The organism is Pseudomonas simiae (assembly GCF_900111895.1).
Lineage (GTDB): Bacteria > Pseudomonadota > Gammaproteobacteria > Pseudomonadales > Pseudomonadaceae > Aquipseudomonas > Aquipseudomonas simiae.
Window position 1 is genome coordinate 933,040 of the sequence record NZ_FOKB01000001.1, and the last position, 16,050, is coordinate 949,089.

A 16,050-nucleotide genomic window follows, 5' to 3' on the forward strand; every position below is an offset into this window, starting at 1 on the left:
GTTGCGGCGCTTTGCCCCATGCTGCGGGCCTGATTCAGAGCCCGACGGAGCCCGCCATGAACGCCCCCGCAACAACCGCAGCATCCTTCAAGTTGCCCCTGGGCCTGGTGATCGGCGTACTGGTGATGGTCGGCGTGCTGCTGTTGCCGCTGCCCGCCGACCTGCCGGTAGCCGGGCAGCGCATGCTGGCGATCCTCGCGTTTGCCGTGGTGGTGTGGATCACCGAGGCGGTGTCTTATGAAGCCAGCGCGATCATGATCACCTCGCTCATGGCGTTTTTGCTCGGCACGGCGCCGTCGCTGCAAGACCCCACGCACCTGATCGGCTCCAGCCCGGCCATCAGCATGGCACTCACCGGCTTTTCAAATCCGGCGCTGGCGCTGGTGGCGGGCGCGTTGTTCATCGCGGCGGCGATGACCCACACCGGCCTGGACCGGCGCATCGCCCTGGTGACCCTGACCCGCGTCGGCACCAGCACCCGCGGCATTCTGCTGGGGGCGATTGCGGTGACGATCCTGCTCAGCCTCGTCGTCCCCAGCGCCACCGCGCGCAGCGCTTGTGTGGTGCCGATCATGATGGGCGTGGTCGCAGCGTTCGGCGTGGACAAACGCTCCAATATCGCCGCCGGCCTGATGATCGTGGTGGCCCAGGGCACCAGTATCTGGAACGTCGGTATCCAGACCGCCGCCGCGCAAAACCTGCTGACCGTGGGCTTTATGGACAAGATGCTCGGCCAGCGCGTGTCGTGGATCGACTGGCTGATCGCCGGCGCACCGTGGGCGGTGATCATGTCGGCGGTGTTGCTGTTCCTGGTAATCAAGCTGTTACCGCCGGAAACCGACAGCATCCCGGGCGGCAAGGAGGCCGTGGCCCAATCCCTGGTAGACATCGGTCCGATGACCGGGCCGCAGAAACGTTTGCTGACAGTGTCGGTGCTGTTGCTGTTGGCGTGGGCGACGGAAGGGCGCCTGCACCCTTTCGACACCACCTCGACCACTTACGCCGGGCTGGTGTTCCTGCTGCTGCCGGGGGTTGGAGTGATGACCTGGAAGGACGTGCAATCGCGCATTCCATGGGGCACCGTGATTGTGTTCGGCGTTGGGATCAGCCTTGGTACGGCGCTGCTGACCACTCAGGCCGGGCAATGGCTGGGCTCCCAGGTGGTGGCGCACACCGGCCTTGATCAGGTCGGGCCGCTGGGGGTGTTTGCGATCCTGGGGGCGTTTCTGATTGTGATCCACCTGGGCTTTGCCAGCGCCACGGCGCTGACTTCGGCGCTGTTGCCGATCCTGATTGCCGTGCTGCAGACCTTGCCGGGGGAGTTCAACCGGTTGGGCATGACCATGCTGTTGGGGTTTGTGATGAGCTACGGGTTTATCCTGCCGATCAATGCGCCGCAGAACATGGTGTGCCTGGGGACCGGGACGTTTACGGCACGGCAGTTCGCCAAGGTGGGGATTTTGGTGACGTTGATCGGGTATGGGTTGATGTTGGTGTTTGCGGCGACTTACTGGAGTTGGCTCGGTTGGATCTGATTGGGAATGCGTTTCTGGGTGCACAGGAGATCCAATGTGGCAGGCGGCTGAATCTCCGACTTAGCGCTGTCGCACAGCAAACTGGAAGCCCCAAAACCAGCCACTGCGCAATATCGGGTACACCGCATTCGTCCTGCATTGGGGGCGCTTCGCACCCCAACAGTTCTTATGGTTCGCGTGACTATCACACCTTGGCTTGATAGCGCTCGGCGACGGCCGATTGGCGGATCTCTGACAGCAAACCTTGGCGGGCGGCCTGCAGAGCATCCCAGCGGGCGGCGTCTTGCAATGGCGGAATGGTCACTGGCTCGCGACGATCAAAACCGACCAGCGCAGCATCGACCAGCTCGTCCACGCTCATGATTTCGCTCAGGGTATTGATGTCGATGCCCGCGCGATCCCAGATTTCCGTGCGGGTGGCGGCTGGCAGGACAGCTTGCACGTAGACGCCTTTGGGTGAGAGCTCAAGGCTCAGCCCCTGGGATAGAAACAGCACAAACGCTTTGGTTGCACCGTAGACGCTCATGCCGAATTCCGGTGCCAGCCCCACCACCGAGCCGATGTTGATAATCGCGCCGCTACCGGCGTGTGCCAGGCGTGGCGCGATGGCGCTGGCAAGTCGCACCAAGGCGGTGGTATTGAGCGCGACCAGGTTGGTAACGCTGTCGATGGATTGCTCGATGAAGCTACCGGAGAGGGCGGCGCCCGCATTGTTCACCAGGATGCCGATACTGGCGTCATCACGCAGGCGTGCTTCGACGCTGGTCAGATCGCTGGTTTGAGTCAGGTCGGCCTGGATCACGTCAATGGAAACCGCGTGTTTCTCACGCAGCCGGGAGGCCAATGCGTCTAGCCGGCCTTTGTCGCGGGCAACCAGCACCAGGTTATGCCCACGCTGGGCAAAACGCTCGGCGTAGGTCGCGCCAATGCCTGTTGAGGCGCCGGTAATCAGTACGGTTTCTGGGGTGCTCATAAGTAGATGCTCTTGAGTGTTCAGGATGGTCAGAGACGGCGATCCGCGCCGTACCGTCGCAGAGACATGCGCTGGTGGTTTTATGATGTCGATCATAATCAAAGCTGTCAACAATTTTGATTATGATCGACATCAGAGTATAGTCAGACCATTGTTCAGGAGTTCCAGGGGCGCGAAATGAAGATCACCAAAACGCAATCACTCGCCAACCGAGCGCATATTGTGGAGACGGCGTCAGAGCTGTTTCGGGAGCGTGGCTATGATGGTGTGGGTGTGGCAGAACTCATGGCGACTGCGGGTTTTACCCAGGGGGGCTTCTATAAACACTTCGGCTCCAAAGCCGACTTGATGGCCGAAGCGGCCGAAAACAGCCTGGCAAAGTCCCTGTCGAGTACGTGCGATCTCGACGTGCCGGGATTTGTAAACCTGTACGTGTCCAGGGATCACAGAGACGGCAGGGGAGAGGGGTGCACCCTGGCAGCCCTGTGTGGTGACGCCGCCCGTCAGTCGGATGATCTGAAGGCGACCTTTGCCAGTGGCGTTGAAAATACGCTGGCAGCCCTTGAGGACAAGTACACGGCGGGTGTGGATGTCACCCGCCAAGAGGTCCGCACGAAAATGATCAACCTGCTGGCCCACGCAGTCGGTGCGGTCATGCTGTCGCGGGCGTGTCCGGATGACTCGGAACTCGCGGATGAGATCCTGCAAACGTGCCGCGCTGAGATAATCGCATCGCTGCCATCGAGTAAAGAAAACAGCGCATGAGTGGCAAGATGGGCGTTAACCGATGCGCCCAAGATGGCAAGATGAACCCCGCTCAGGTTTACTACTCTGAGTAATGGTTTTACCGACGTCACCCGTCGGGTCATCTAGGTCATCGAATGGATAAATACACCCCCCACACCTGGGAACCCCACGAGCGCCCGAGCCTGCCCGGTTCGCCGTCGACGCCGTGGCACCCCACCCACAAGCGCTGGCTGTATGCGCTGGTGGGCGTGCTGGTGGCGATCACCGGTGGCCTGGGCAACGCGCTGGTCATCGCCAACCTGCAATACCTGCAAGGCGCCCTCGGGGCGACCACTGCGGAAATGGCCTGGCTGCCCGCCGCCTATGTGATGACTAACGTGTGCATGAACCTGCTGCTGGTGAAGTTTCGCCAGCAATTCGGCCTGCGTGCGTTTACCGAGGTGTTCCTGGTGCTCTACGCGCTGGTGACCTTCGGCCACTTGTTCGTCAACGACCTCAACTCGGCCATCGCCGTACGGGCGGCCCACGGCATGGTCGGCGCCGCGCTGAGCTCGTTGGGCTTGTACTACATGATCCAGGCGTTCCCGGCCAAGTGGCGGTTGAAGTCGCTGGTACTGGGGTTGGGCACCGCGCAACTTGCTTTACCCTTGGCGCGCCTGTTCTCCGAAGACTTGCTGCAAATCGCCGAGTGGCGTGGTCTGTACCTGTTCGAGCTGGGCATGGCACTCATCTGCCTGGGTTGCGTGTTCCTGCTTAAACTTCCACCTGGCGACCGCTTCAAGACGTTTGAAAAACTCGATTTCCTCACCTTCGCCATCCTCGCCAGCGGCGTGGCCCTGCTGTGCGCGGTGCTGTCCCTGGGGCGCATAGACTGGTGGCTTGAAGCCCCTTGGATAGGCATTGCCTCAGCCTGTTCCCTGGTGCTGATCATGGCGGGCCTGGCCATCGAACATAACCGCGCCAATCCGATGTTGATGACCCGTTGGCTGGGCAGCGGTGTGATGATCCGCCTGGCGCTGGCGGTGATCCTGATTCGCATGGTGCTGTCCGAGCAGTCCACTGGCGCGGTGGGGTTCATGCAGATGTTGAACATGAGCTACCAGCAGATGCACACCCTTTACGTGGTGATGCTCGCCGGGGCGATTGCCGGGTTGGTGGTCAGTGCCTTGACCATCAACCCGGCGCACCTGTTGATGCCGCTGGTAATTTCCCTGGCGCTGATGGCCACCGGCTCGGTGATGGACAGTTTCTCCAGCAACCTCACGCGCCCGCAGAACCTGTACATCAGTCAGTTCCTGCTAGGCTTCGGCGGAACGTTCTTCCTTGGCCCGACCATGGTATTGGGCACCAAGAACGTGCTGACCAACCCGCGCAACCTGGTGAGTTTTTCGGTGATGTTCGGTATCTGCCAGAACCTCGGCGGCTTGATTGGCGCGGCGTTGCTGGGCACCTTCCAGATCGTGCGCGAGAAGTATCACTCCAGCATGATCGTCGAGCACCTGACCCTGCTCGACCCACGTGTGGCCGCACGGGTGCAGAGCGGTGGCTCGGCCTACGGCGGCGTTGTCGCCGACCCGGAACTGCGTAACCTCATGGGCATCCGCAGCCTGGCCACCGCGGCGACCCGTGAGGCCAATGTCATGGCCTACAACGATGTGTTCATGCTGATCGCGATTATCGCGATCCTGACCATGATCTGGATCTTTATCCGCAGTCTGTGGCTGATGAGCACCACTAAAGCAGCCACTCCCGTTCAACCCAGCGGCGCACCTTCATGACCGAATCGACCACCACGACCACCAACGCCATCGCCGCCACCCCGGAAGGCACCACGCCGCCCGGCGCCACGGTCACCGAGCCGCGCTCACTGCGCGTGCGCATCCTCTCGTCCCTGGGCTTTGCCGCGATTGCCATCGTCGGGGTGCTGATCGTGCTGTATGCCTGGCAATTGCCGCCGTTCAGCAGCGCGGTGGAAACCACCGAGAACGCCCTGGTGCGTGGCCAGGTGACCATCATCGGCCCACAGCTCAGCGGCTATGTGTTCGAAGTGCCGGTGCAGGACTTCCAGTACGTCAAGGCCGGCGACCTGCTGGTGCGCCTGGATGACCGCATCTACAAGCAGCGCCTCGACCAGGCGCTGGCGCAACTGGCCGTGCAGAAGGCCGCACTGGCCAATGTGGTGCAGCAACGCAACAGTGCCGAAGCCACCATCAAGCTGCGCCAGGCAGCCTTGGCGGACAGCCAGGCCCAGGCGCGCAAGAGCACCGCCGATTTGCGCCGCAATGAAGAACTGATCAGCGACGGTTCGGTGTCCAAGCGTGAGCTGGACGTAACCCGCGCGGCCAACGCGCAGACCATCGCCGCCGTGGCGCAAGCCCAGGCCAGCCTGGAAATCGCCCGGCAGGACCTGCAAACTGTGATCGTCAATCGCGGCTCCCTGGAAGCGGCGGTGGCGAGTGCCGAGGCGGCGGTGGAGTTGGCGCGTATCGACCTGTCCAACACCCGCATCACCGCGCCGCGCGATGGTCAGCTCGGGCAGATTGGTGTGCGTCTGGGGGCCTACGTCAACTCCGGCGCACAGTTGATGGCGCTGGTGCCGCCGCAGTTGTGGGTGATCGCCAATATGAAGGAAACCCAGATGGACAACGTGCAGGTCGGCCAGCCGGTGACCTTCACGGTGGATGCACTGAACCATCGCAAATTCCATGGCACGGTGCAGCATATTTCCCCGGCCACGGGGTCGGAATTCAGCCTGTTGCAGGCGGACAACGCGACGGGCAACTTTGTGAAGATTGCCCAGCGCGTGCCGGTAAGGATTACGGTGGACCCGGACCAGGCCGAGAGCGAGCGGTTGCGGCCGGGGTTGTCGGTTGTCGTGAGTATCGATACCGCCGGCCGCCTCAAAAACTCACCACCTTGAGCATGGCGCTGATCCCTGCACGAGCGAGCTTGCTCGCGAAGATCGTCAACGATAACGCGGGGCGCCTGATGCCCGCGTTGCCCTGAGGTTTTTCGCGAGCAAGCTCGCTCCTACAGGGGGGTGTATTTCAGGTTGAAATTGAGTTGGACCGACTGATTGTGTTCCAGCAGTTTCAGGCCCGGTCGTCCCGCCAGGTGATGAGCGTTCACTGGATGACTCACCGGCTCGACGCAAAAGAACCCCAGCCCCGGCGGGCAGTACAGCAGGAAGTAGTCGGCCCCGCTGGCCTGGCATTCCAGCGCATAGCCCAGGTCCGGCTGTTCGATCCGGCAGTACCCATCCCACTGGCAAAAGCCGTTGTCCACCAGGCCTTCGGGCAGGGTATTCAATACCTGGAAATCCCATTCGCCCGGCACCAGCGTCAACCCGGTCGGCAGCTTGGACGCGTCACTCATCCACACCCGCGCGGCGCTGGCCTGCAACCGGGTACCTGGCCGGCGCGGAAAGTATGGATGCAAGCCCACGCCATGCCACGCCGCTGTTTCGGCCAGGTGTGTCACCCGCAGCTCGACACTCAACGCCCCGTCGTTCAAGCGAATCCGCTGCTCGGCGCGATAGGCAAACGGCGTGTCACAGCGCACTTCCAGCACCACTTCATCCGCTGTGTGGCTGACCACCTGCCACGCCTGCTGCCAGGCCGAACCATGAATCGGCAGCGGGTCGGTCAGGCTGTTGGGCGTGAGCGCGAGCCAACCGTCGGGGTTGTCGAAACCGCCGTGGGCAATGCGGTTGGACCAGGGCACCAATGGATAGCACCCCAGCTTGCCCGGCAAACCGGTATCGATCGCCTGCTGATCGTTATGGCGCAGCAACGGCTGCCCGGAGGCGCGCACCGTCCAATTGACAAGGCTGCCTCCTGTGGCTGGCGCGAGGGTGAGGTGGGTCAGGTTGTCCTGCAGTTCAATCAGCATCAGAGCACCACGCTTGGCAGCCACAACGACAGCGCCGGAATGTAGGTCACCGCCATCAGCACCAGGAACAGCACGCCATAAAACGGCAGCAGCGCTTTCACGGTCTTCTCGATACTGACCTTGCCCACCGCCGCGCCCACGAACAGCACCGCGCCCACCGGCGGGGTGATCAAGCCGATACCGAGGTTGACCAGCATGATCATGCCAAAGTGCACCGGATCGACGCCGATACCCAGCACCACCGGCAGCAGGATCGGCGTGAGGATCAGGATCAACGGCGCCATGTCCATCACCGTGCCGAGCAACAGCAGCATGGCGTTGATGCACATCAGGATCACGTAGCGGTTGTCCGACAGGGTCAGGAACAGCGTGGTGATCTTCGCCGGGATCTGCATCAGGGTCATGATGTAGCCGAAGCTGGCGGCGAAGGCGATCAGGATCATCACAATGGAAATGGTGCGCACCGTGCGGTGCATCAGCTTGGGCAGCTCGCTCCATTTGTAGTCGCGGTAGATGAACATGGTCACGAAAAACGCCCACAGCACCGCAATCGCGGCGGACTCGGTGGCGGTGAAAATACCCGAAAGGATACCGCCGAGGATGATCACCATGGCCATCAGGCCCCAGAGCGCATCGGCGCAGATTTTCAGCGCCTGCTTGAGCGGGATGACTTCACCCTTGGGGTAGTTGCGCTTTTTCGCGAAGATCAGGCACAGCACCATCAGGCACGCGCTCATCAACAACCCAGGCACCACGCCGGCCATGAACAGCGAGGCGATGGACACCGAGCCGCCCGCCGCCAGGGAGTAGAGCACCGAGTTATGGCTGGGCGGGGTCAACAGCGCCTGCACCGAACCGCTGACGGTCACCGCGGTGGCGAATTCACGCGGGTAGCCACGGCGCTCCATTTCCGGGATGAGCACTGAGCCGACCGAGGCGGTGTCCGCCACCGACGAGCCGGAAATCGCGCCGAAAAACGTCGAGGCCATGATGTTCACCAGCGACAGGCCACCGCGCACAAAGCCCACCAGCACGCCGGCAAACGCGACCAGCCGCCGTGACATGCCACCTTCGGCCATGATCGCGCCAGCCAGCACAAAGAACGGAATCGCCATCAGCGAAAACTTGTTCACGCCGCCAGCCACCTGGATCATCAGGGCCTGGAACGGGATATCGATCCACCACGCACCGATCAGCGCTGACAACCCCAGGGCGTAGGCCACGGGCATGCCGATCAAGATCAAGGCGATAAAGCTGCCCAACAGAATCAATGCGTCCATATCAGGCAGCCCCTTCGCTTTCTTCAACCAGGTCGAAGCGCACGACCCGACGGTTGCTCTGATCACCGAGCAAGAGTTTCTCCACCACGAAAATCAAGGTCAGCAGCCCGCCAATCGGGATCGGCATGTAGGTGATGCCCACGCGCAGGGTAGGAATCGCACTCATGAACTGGTTCCAGGTGGACAGGCACAGTTTGGTGCCCCAGATAGTCATGAACAGGCAGATGGTGCCCATCAGCAATTGCGAAACGACGCCGATGATCTGGCGTTGGCGGGGCGGCAGGCGGTCGGTGACCATGGCCACCGACATATGCGCGCCGGCGCGGTAACTGGCGGCGGCGCCGATAAAGGTGAACACCAGCATCAGCAGGATGGCGGTGGGCTCCGGCCAGCTGGAGCCGGTGCCGAGGACGTAGCGGGCGAAGATGCCCCAGGGGATGATCAGCGCGACTCCCAATACCGAGAGGCCGGCGACCCAGATACAGGTCATGTAGATGCGGTCGTTGATGCGCAGCAGTAAATTCTTCATGGCGTTCACCGTAACCGGGCGCGTCGATGCCGACCGCGCCGGGCCTTGCTAGAGAAGGAGGGCGTTACTGAACGGCGTCGATACGCTGGATGATGTCGGCGTACGCCGCCCCGTACTTGGCGCGAACCGGTGCGGTGGCGTCATAGAAGGGTTTTTTGTCGACGGTGATGAACTCCACACCGGCGGCCTTGAGCTTGGTTTCACTGCTGGCGGACTTGGCGTCCCACAACACACGCTCGTCAGCCTGGGCGGCCTTGGCGGCTTTTTTCACCATATCCTGTTGCGCGGGGGTGAGTTTGTTCCAGGTGATTTTTGACATCACGATGGGCTCGGGCAAGATCAGGTGCTCGGTGAGGGTGTAGTACTTGGCGTTCTGGAAATGGTTGTGCTCAAGCAGGGTCGGCGGGTTGTTTTCCGCGCCGTCGATCACGCCGGTCTGCAGGGCGCTGAAGATCTCGCCGGTGTCCATGGCGATGCCATTGGCCCCCATTTCATTGAACGCTTCGATGAACAAGGGGTTGCCTTGTACGCGGATTTTCATGCCCTTGAGGTCTTCGATCTTGCGCACGGGTTTCTTGGTGTAGAGGTTGCGCGTGCCGCCGTCCATCCAGGCCAGGGCGACCAGGCCGAATTCGGAGTCGGTGATCTTGGCAAGGATTTCGTCGCCGATCTCGCCGTCGATGACCTTGCGCATGTGCGCCTGGTCACGGAACACGAACGGCAGGTTGAACACGTTCACGTCCGGCACCACCGGGCCGACGATGCCCAGGCTGACGCGGGTCATTTGGATAGCACCGACTTGCGCCTGTTCGACCACTTCTTTCTCGGACCCGAGGACACCGCCTGGGAAATACTTGAAGGTCAGTTCGCCGTTGCTTGCCTGGGTCAGGGCCTTGCCCATGTTCTCTTCAGCAACGACGGTGGGGTAGCCGGCGGGGTGGATGTCGGCAAATTTGATTTCCAGCGCATGGGCGGCGCTGCTGAGGGCGAAGCATGCGGCGGCGAGCAAGGTGCGTTTGAAGTCCATGGGAGGTCTCTCCTGTCTTGTTATTGTTGTATTCAAGGCACAGCGATGCAGCTAGAGGGTGAACGTGGGCTCCGGCAATCCGACAACGCCGGGGTTGAGGGCGAACACGCCGCCGGACAGTGACTGTTCACTCTGGTCATCGCGGATCGAGGTGACGAACAAGGTGTCCAGGCGACTGCCGCCAAACGCGCACATGGTGGGTTTTTTCACCGGTACGGTGAGGGAACGATCGAGGCGACCGTCGGGGCTGAAACGGTGGATCAGCCCGGCGTCGTTGGCGCAGATCCAGTAGCAGCCATCGGCATCCACGGCGGCGCCGTCGGGGCGGCCGAGGTGCTTGTGCATATCCACGAACACGCGGCGATTGGAGGGCGTGCCGGTGTCGATGTCGTAATCGAACGCCCAGATCTGCTGCACCAGCGGGTGTGAGTCCGAGGCATACATTGTGCGGCCATCGGGGCTGAAAGCCAGGCCATTCAAGGTGATAAAACCGTCCAGTTGCGCATGGGGCGCCGCACCTGATGTGTAGCGATACAGGGTGCCCTCGGCTGCATTCAACCCCATGTTCAGCACCATGCTGCCGGCCCAGAATCGGCCCTGGCGGTCGCAGCGGCCGTCGTTCAGGCGCATGTCCTGGCGTGGGTGCTCGACAGCCGCCAGTAGCGTGGTGTCGAGGCTGCCGTCGTTGTGCGGGGTGAGCTGGAAGAAGCCGGTTTCCATGCCGGCGACCCAGTTGCCCGCATCGGTGCGGGCGATGCAGGCAAGCATCTGCGGGGCTGTCCAGGCGGCCACGTGGCCGGTGGCAGCGCTCCAGCGTTGCAGGCCACCCTTGGGGATGTCCACCCAGTACAGGGCGTTTTCCCCAGGCACCCACACCGGGCATTCACCCACGGCATTGCGCGCGTCGACAATCAATTCAGCGTTCATGGGTCAATCACCGAACGGGCCGGCCGCGCAGAACGCGCCGCCCTGGTAGACCTTGGCCGGGTCATTGTCGGACACCGGTGGCTGGGTTTCGACCTGGGCACGGAACACTTCGGAGCTGTCCTTTGGCGCAAAGCCCAGGTGGGCGGCGTAGCGGTTGTCCCACCAGGTGTCGAGGTTATCCGACATGCCGTAGACCACGGTGTGCCCGACGTTGGGGGTGTACAGCGCGCGCTCGAGCAACTGAGTCAGGTCGTCGAAGCTCAGCCACGTGTGCATCATCCGACGATTCTGCGGTTCCGGGAACGACGAGCCAATGCGGATGCTGACGGTCTCGATGCCATAGCGATCAAAGTAGAAGCTGGCCATGTCTTCGCCGTAGGACTTGGACAAGCCGTAGTAGCTGTCCGGGCGGCGAGGGGAGTGGGCGTCGAGTTTTTCACCTTGCTTGTAGAAGCCGATCACGTGGTTGGAACTGGCGAAAATCACGCGCTTCACACCGTGGCGGCGCGCGGCTTCATAGACATGAAAAATGCCGCTGATGTTCGCGCCGAGCACTTCTTCGAAAGAACGCTCCACCGAGACGCCGCCGAAGTGCAGGATCGCGTCGACGCCTTCCACCAGGTGGTGCACGGCTTGTTTGTCGGCGAGGTCGCAAGGTTGCACTTCTTCGGACGCGTCGGCAGCCGGGGCCATATTGGCGATGTCCGACAGACGCAGTACCTGGGCATAAGGGCGCAGGCGCTCGCGCAGGACCTTACCCAGGCCGCCAGCGGCACCGGTGAGCAGCAGGCGGTTGAATGGAACGGGCGTGGTTGGGGTAGTGGTCATGAGGGTTCCATTGTTGTTGTAGGTTGTCGTATGACTATGCCGAAGTATCGTTAGGGATTCCCTTGGTTGTCAACGTCCTTGCGGTCAGGTGATGGCCGGAAATGTGGGAGCGGGCTTGCTCGCAAATACAGTGTGTCAGTCGACTCATCCGCGGCGGATGTAGCGCATTCTCGAACAAGCCCGCTGCCACAGGGGTATGCGTTGACGGGAAGTTTCCGCTCGATCCGAAACCCTACAGCAGTGAGATCGGGTAGCTGATAAAGAGGCGATTTTCATCGAACTCGTTATTGCTGAAATCCCGACGCATGGTCGAATTGCGCCAGCGCACATTCAGATCCTTCAGTGCGCCGCTTTGCACTGTGTAGGCCAGTTCCGACTCCCGACCCCATTCCTTGCCATCGGTGATTGCCCCGGTGTGTACGTTACTGCCGCTGATATAGCGGTTCATCAGGGTCAACCCCGGAATGCCCAGTACCACGAAGTTGAAGTCATGGCGCACCTGCCAGGATTTTTCCTTGGCGTTATCGTAGCTGGCGTTGTAGCTGTCGTTGGCCAGGGTCCCGCCGCTGGTGCCGTTGACCCGCATCCACACGCTGTCACCGGTGAGTTTCTGCAGGCCCACATAGAAAGTGTTGCCGTTGTATTTGGCTGAGAGCAGGGCGAAAGCGGTTTTGTTGTCGAGGTCGCCGGCCAGGGCGCTGCCGTCTTCCTTACCGGTGAAAAAACCGAGGTTGGCGCCCAGGGTCCAGTCGCCGACAGGTTGGCTGTGGGTCAAGTTGAAATACTGCTGCTGGTAGATGTCGCTGAGTTCGGCGTACCACACACCGACCTGGGTGCGTTTGTCGTTGAAGCTGTATTCGCCGCCACCGAAGTTGAAGCGGTCGGAGGTGAACGCGGCTTTGCCGTTCATGAACATGTCTTCCATGCTCGCATCGTTGCGCGGGCTGTTACCGCGAAACTGCCCGCCGTAAAGCGTCAGGCCGGCGATTTCATTGGAGGTGACCTGGCCTCCGCGGAAGGTCTGGGGCAGGGAGCGGCCGTCGTCGGAGCGCAGGATCGGCAGCACTGGCATCCATTCGCCGACCTTCAATTCAGTCTTCGATAATTTGGTTTTCAGCGCCACGCCAAGGCGCCCGAAGTTATCGGCCGGGCGGCCATCGCTGTGGATCGGCAGCAACTGCGTACCGCCGGTGCCTTTACCGCCATCGAGCTTTTGCGAATACAGGCCCAGCACATCAATGCCGAAGCCCACCGTCCCTGTGGTGTAGCCGGACTTGGCGTCGAGAATGAAGTTCTGCGTCCATTCTTCGGCCTTGCCCTGGGGGTTGGTCGGGTTGGTGAAGTTACGGTTGAAGTAGGCGTTGCGCAGGTTGAGCGTGGCCTTCGCGTCTTCGATAAAACCGTCGGCCTGAACGCTGAGGGGGAGGGTAAATGCCAGGCTGCCGAGACCGAGGAGGCCGATACATGAGGACGAATTGCGGGCGAATTGACTCACAGTGGAACTCCCTTTTTTGTTGTTTTTATTATTTGTCATACGTCGTCGTACAACATTGAGCGGGATATTTGCGAGGTTTTCGAGGGCTGTCAAGCAGAAGTTATACGATGACTCGGGGCGGGTTGATCAAAAGCGGGCACCGCCACTGTGGGAGCTGACTTGCCTGCGATGGCATTGCCGCGGTGTTCCTGCCAGACCGTGTTGTCTCCATCGCAGGCAAGCCAGCTCCTACAGGGATTGCATTTCAACCTCTGTTTTTAGCCGGCCATAACCATTGGCGGGAGGGTACCCAACAGCGAGACGGCGGCTACCGCTGAAACACCCAGTAACCATTCCAGCATCACGCTGGCCTTCAAAGTGCCCAATCGCGCTTCACAACGTTCGATACGGAGCCGGTTCAGCAAGGCCAGCGCCAACATCCCCAGCACCAGCAGCACCTTGATCAACAGGATCAACGCGAACCCCTGGAACAAAGGCGTGGGCCACAGTTGCCCGGTAAGCACACGCACGTTGATCAAACCGGTGACCAGCAAACCGGCGACCAGGCCATAACCCACACCGCTGAACCGCCGCAGGATCGGCTCCAGCGCCAAGGGGGGCGAGTGCCTGAGGATCAACACCAGCAGGAGCAATCCGCCTAGCCAGGCACCCACACACGCCAGGTGCACCACCTGATTGAGGATCAGTAATTGCCCGCTGAGCCCATCGAGCATGGCGCCATGGCCGACCGGCGCCAAGGTCCCCAGCAACAACGCGATGACCGCCAAGCGCAGTGCCCGCCAGGGTTTGATCAGCACGATCAGCAGCAACAGGTTCAATAGCAGGTGCCATACCCACACCTGGCCAAAGAAGGTCTTGCCCAGTACCAACTGCACGGTGGCCGGTTGCAGCGCCGCGTCCCAGCGACCTGCCATGCTGGCGGTAATCAACAGCAACCAGGCCACGCCGGAAAACACCCCCAGCCAGGCCAGCCCACGGGTGATACGGTCAAGTTGCCGGTCCAGTACCGGTTGCGTTTCAGCGCCCAGCAGCCAGGGCCTGAAAGCGCAGGACCCGAACATCAGCAGCACGACGATGAAATGCAGGAAGCGGCACAGCACCAGCAGCGTCGCCATGGGTTATTGGCCGACCTTGAAGCTGTACTCACCGTTGCTCTTGTGGGTGTCGACCGAAACCGCGTTCCACACCACTGTGTAGTTACCGGCGGCCAGTGGTGCGGCCGGGGTGACTACCAGGACTTTCTTGTCGGCTCCTAAGGTTTCCAGGCCCTTGATCGCAACTTCGGTGCCGTCCTTGCTCAGGGACACCTTGGTAAAGGTGGCCTCGACGCCTTCGCTGAAGGTCAGGCGCAGGTCTTTAGGCGCGGCGACGCTGCTGTCGGCCGCCGGTTCGGCGCTTTTGAGGTGCGCGTGGGCGAATGCGGCAGATGCACCCAGCAGGGAGGCGAGCAGGGCGACGGTGGTGAGGCTTTTCTTGATCAACATTGTTCAATACCTTCGGGGTCAGGAGTCGGTAAAGCCATGTGCAGCAACGGAAAGGGCTTGCCTTCGCCATCCAGCGGCGAGCGCGCGACCTGGATAAAACCATAATGCAGATAGAAGCCCACGGCTTGGGGGTTTTGTTCGTTCACGTCCACCGTGAGCGTGTCGTGACGGGCGCGGGCGTGGTCCAGCAACTGGCGGCCGATGCCCTGGCCACGGCGGTCGGGCTCGATGAACAGCATTTCCACGTTGTGCCCACCGGTGCCGATGAAACCGGCGATGCCGTGTGGGTCTTCATACACCCACACATCCAGCGCGGGCATTGGCAGGTAGGTGTCGCGCACCAGGGGCAGCAGACGTTGGATGTCATCCTCGGGGAGGAAATCATGGGTGGCGCGTACCGAGCGCTCCCACAGTGCTCCCAGCACGGGGTCGTCGGTGGGCACGCGAGGTCGAATAGTCATTGCGATGATCCTTCATGGGGACCGCGATCCTAACCAATCCGATTTCCAGGGGAAAGGTTCGCGTCAGAAGTTTCATTATGGGCTGTCGCCGCGATCTAGAGCCGATGGTAGTCTTTAAGCCAAGTTGTTGTCAGGGAGCCCTTATGGGCAATCACAAGATCGGAATTCGTCGGGTCAACGTCGAGAAAATCCTGCTGGCGGCGGAGAAAATCTTCGCCGAAAAAGGCTATGGCAGTACCGCCATGGCGGATATCGCCGAAGAAGTGCAACTGCCGCGCTCCAACCTGCATTACTACTTCACCACCAAAAGCGAGCTGTACAGCGCGGTGCTGTTCGATCTGCTGGAGGTGTGGAAGCAGGACGCCTTGAGTTTTGAGACCTTCGATGACCCGCGGGTGGTGCTCAGCAGTTACATCCGCGCCAAGATGCAACGCTCGCGGACCCGGCCCTATGGCTCGAAAGTCTGGGCCAATGAAATCATCCACGGCGCGCCGACGCTTGGTGAGGCATTGGATGAAAGCCTGTACGACTGGGCCAAGATGAAGGAAGCGAAAATTCGCCAGTGGGTGGAAGACAAACGCATCCTGCCGGTGGAACCGTCGAGCCTGCTGTACATGATCTGGGCCTCGACCCAGCACTATGCCGACTTTGATCATCAGGTGAAGATCCTGAATGAGCACCAGCCGTTGTCGGATATGCAGTTTGAGAAGGCAATACAGACGGTGACGAGTGTGATCTTGCGGGGGATTGGGCTGGAGCCTTGACGGGTCGAGGCTGATGGCCTCTTCGCGAGCAAGCCCGCCCCCACATTCGACTGCATTCTATCTGGAGGAATGCGGTCGAATGTGGGGGCGGGCTTGCTCGCGAAGGCGG

At 61.3% G+C, this 16,050-nt stretch carries 16 protein-coding genes; 5 read left to right on the forward strand and 11 right to left on the reverse strand.

All coding sequences use genetic code 11. The annotated features are described in order from the left end of the window. Nucleotides 1-56 precede the first annotated feature (56 nt). Nucleotides 57-1,535, forward strand: a complete 1,479-nt coding sequence (locus BMZ57_RS04510) for a DASS family sodium-coupled anion symporter (protein ID WP_010209367.1) — start codon at nucleotides 57-59, stop codon at nucleotides 1,533-1,535. 184 nt (nucleotides 1,536-1,719) lie between these two features. On the opposite strand, the gene BMZ57_RS04515 is transcribed toward BMZ57_RS04510, so the two are convergent. Beyond that, nucleotides 1,720-2,508 (reverse strand): SDR family NAD(P)-dependent oxidoreductase, encoded by a 789-nt coding sequence (locus tag BMZ57_RS04515; protein WP_010209368.1) that lies wholly within the window; start codon nucleotides 2,506-2,508, stop codon nucleotides 1,720-1,722. A 177-nt stretch (nucleotides 2,509-2,685) separates the two neighbouring features. Here BMZ57_RS04515 and BMZ57_RS04520 point away from each other — a divergent pair, with 177 nt between their 5' ends. From BMZ57_RS04520 to BMZ57_RS04530, 3 genes are all read left to right on the forward strand, one after another. Further along, nucleotides 2,686-3,273, forward strand: coding sequence for a TetR/AcrR family transcriptional regulator (locus BMZ57_RS04520; protein WP_010209369.1), 588 nt, complete (start codon nucleotides 2,686-2,688; stop codon nucleotides 3,271-3,273). Nucleotides 3,274-3,389: 116 nt separating this feature from the next. After that, entirely contained in the window at nucleotides 3,390-5,033 is a 1,644-nt protein-coding gene (locus BMZ57_RS04525) for an MFS transporter (RefSeq protein WP_042572092.1), read from the forward strand. Beyond that, entirely contained in the window at nucleotides 5,030-6,175 is a 1,146-nt protein-coding gene (locus BMZ57_RS04530) for an HlyD family secretion protein (RefSeq protein WP_010209371.1), read from the forward strand. Before BMZ57_RS04525 ends, BMZ57_RS04530 begins: the two co-directional genes overlap by 4 nt. Before the next feature lie 110 nt (nucleotides 6,176-6,285). On the opposite strand, the gene BMZ57_RS04535 is transcribed toward BMZ57_RS04530, so the two are convergent. The 10 genes from BMZ57_RS04535 to BMZ57_RS04580 all read right to left on the reverse strand — a co-directional run bounded on the left by BMZ57_RS04535 (nucleotide 6,286) and on the right by BMZ57_RS04580 (nucleotide 15,177). After that, complete coding sequence (locus BMZ57_RS04535; RefSeq protein WP_083266228.1) at nucleotides 6,286-7,146, reverse strand: aldose 1-epimerase; 861 nt, start codon at nucleotides 7,144-7,146, stop codon at nucleotides 6,286-6,288. After that, nucleotides 7,146-8,426 carry a TRAP transporter large permease gene (locus BMZ57_RS04540; RefSeq protein ID WP_038453403.1) on the reverse strand — a complete coding sequence of 427 codons (1,281 nt, stop codon included), beginning with the start codon at nucleotides 8,424-8,426 and terminating at the stop codon, nucleotides 7,146-7,148. Before BMZ57_RS04540 ends, BMZ57_RS04535 begins: the two co-directional genes overlap by 1 nt. A 1-nt stretch (nucleotide 8,427) precedes the next feature. Beyond that, the gene (locus BMZ57_RS04545; protein ID WP_010209377.1) at nucleotides 8,428-8,955 is read right to left on the reverse strand and encodes a TRAP transporter small permease; all 528 of its coding nucleotides are present in this window, start codon (nucleotides 8,953-8,955) and stop codon (nucleotides 8,428-8,430) included. A gap of 64 nt (nucleotides 8,956-9,019) precedes the next feature. Continuing rightward, nucleotides 9,020-9,982 carry a TRAP transporter substrate-binding protein gene (locus tag BMZ57_RS04550; RefSeq protein WP_010209378.1) on the reverse strand — a complete coding sequence of 321 codons (963 nt, stop codon included), beginning with the start codon at nucleotides 9,980-9,982 and terminating at the stop codon, nucleotides 9,020-9,022. A 51-nt stretch (nucleotides 9,983-10,033) separates the two neighbouring features. After that, nucleotides 10,034-10,909: an SMP-30/gluconolactonase/LRE family protein gene (locus BMZ57_RS04555; RefSeq protein ID WP_010209380.1), complete on the reverse strand. Its 876-nt coding sequence runs from the start codon at nucleotides 10,907-10,909 to the stop codon at nucleotides 10,034-10,036. A 3-nt stretch (nucleotides 10,910-10,912) separates the two neighbouring features. Beyond that, the gene (locus BMZ57_RS04560; RefSeq protein ID WP_069672519.1) at nucleotides 10,913-11,737 is read right to left on the reverse strand and encodes an NAD-dependent epimerase/dehydratase family protein; all 825 of its coding nucleotides are present in this window, start codon (nucleotides 11,735-11,737) and stop codon (nucleotides 10,913-10,915) included. Nucleotides 11,738-11,969: 232 nt separating this feature from the next. Beyond that, nucleotides 11,970-13,232 carry an OprD family porin gene (locus tag BMZ57_RS04565; RefSeq protein ID WP_010209383.1) on the reverse strand — a complete coding sequence of 421 codons (1,263 nt, stop codon included), beginning with the start codon at nucleotides 13,230-13,232 and terminating at the stop codon, nucleotides 11,970-11,972. Between the two features lie 257 nt (nucleotides 13,233-13,489). Beyond that, a complete protein-coding gene (gene copD, locus BMZ57_RS04570; protein ID WP_010209384.1) occupies nucleotides 13,490-14,347 on the reverse strand; it encodes a copper homeostasis membrane protein CopD in 858 nt (285 codons plus the stop codon). A 3-nt stretch (nucleotides 14,348-14,350) separates the two neighbouring features. After that, a complete protein-coding gene (copC, locus tag BMZ57_RS04575; protein WP_010209386.1) occupies nucleotides 14,351-14,716 on the reverse strand; it encodes a copper homeostasis periplasmic binding protein CopC in 366 nt (121 codons plus the stop codon). Further along, nucleotides 14,710-15,177, reverse strand: a complete 468-nt coding sequence (locus tag BMZ57_RS04580; RefSeq protein ID WP_010209387.1) for a GNAT family N-acetyltransferase — start codon at nucleotides 15,175-15,177, stop codon at nucleotides 14,710-14,712. Before BMZ57_RS04580 ends, copC begins: the two co-directional genes overlap by 7 nt. 143 nt (nucleotides 15,178-15,320) lie before the next feature. On the opposite strand from BMZ57_RS04580, the gene BMZ57_RS04585 reads away from it, so the two are divergent. Next, the gene (locus BMZ57_RS04585) at nucleotides 15,321-15,941 is read left to right on the forward strand and encodes a TetR/AcrR family transcriptional regulator (RefSeq protein ID WP_010209389.1); all 621 of its coding nucleotides are present in this window, start codon (nucleotides 15,321-15,323) and stop codon (nucleotides 15,939-15,941) included. The last annotated feature ends 109 nt before the right edge of the window (nucleotides 15,942-16,050 follow it).

Bases quoted from the DNA above. Each gene is read 5' to 3' on its own strand.
- BMZ57_RS04510 (WP_010209367.1), top strand. From the start codon at position 57: ATGAACGCCCCCGCAACAACCGCAGCATCCTTCAAGTTGCCCCTGGGC.
- BMZ57_RS04525 (WP_042572092.1), top strand. From the start codon at position 3,390: ATGGATAAATACACCCCCCACACCTGGGAACCCCACGAGCGCCCGAGC.
- BMZ57_RS04580 (WP_010209387.1), bottom strand. From the start codon at position 15,177: ATGACTATTCGACCTCGCGTGCCCACCGACGACCCCGTGCTGGGAGCA.
- BMZ57_RS04515 (WP_010209368.1), bottom strand. From the start codon at position 2,508: ATGAGCACCCCAGAAACCGTACTGATTACCGGCGCCTCAACAGGCATT.
- BMZ57_RS04520 (WP_010209369.1), top strand. From the start codon at position 2,686: ATGAAGATCACCAAAACGCAATCACTCGCCAACCGAGCGCATATTGTG.
- BMZ57_RS04535 (WP_083266228.1), bottom strand. From the start codon at position 7,146: ATGCTGATTGAACTGCAGGACAACCTGACCCACCTCACCCTCGCGCCA.
- BMZ57_RS04530 (WP_010209371.1), top strand. From the start codon at position 5,030: ATGACCGAATCGACCACCACGACCACCAACGCCATCGCCGCCACCCCG.
- BMZ57_RS04555 (WP_010209380.1), bottom strand. From the start codon at position 10,909: ATGAACGCTGAATTGATTGTCGACGCGCGCAATGCCGTGGGTGAATGC.
- BMZ57_RS04585 (WP_010209389.1), top strand. From the start codon at position 15,321: ATGGGCAATCACAAGATCGGAATTCGTCGGGTCAACGTCGAGAAAATC.
- BMZ57_RS04540 (WP_038453403.1), bottom strand. From the start codon at position 8,426: ATGGACGCATTGATTCTGTTGGGCAGCTTTATCGCCTTGATCTTGATC.
- BMZ57_RS04560 (WP_069672519.1), bottom strand. From the start codon at position 11,737: ATGACCACTACCCCAACCACGCCCGTTCCATTCAACCGCCTGCTGCTC.
- BMZ57_RS04545 (WP_010209377.1), bottom strand. From the start codon at position 8,955: ATGAAGAATTTACTGCTGCGCATCAACGACCGCATCTACATGACCTGT.
- copD (WP_010209384.1), bottom strand. From the start codon at position 14,347: ATGGCGACGCTGCTGGTGCTGTGCCGCTTCCTGCATTTCATCGTCGTG.
- BMZ57_RS04550 (WP_010209378.1), bottom strand. From the start codon at position 9,982: ATGGACTTCAAACGCACCTTGCTCGCCGCCGCATGCTTCGCCCTCAGC.
- copC (WP_010209386.1), bottom strand. From the start codon at position 14,716: ATGTTGATCAAGAAAAGCCTCACCACCGTCGCCCTGCTCGCCTCCCTG.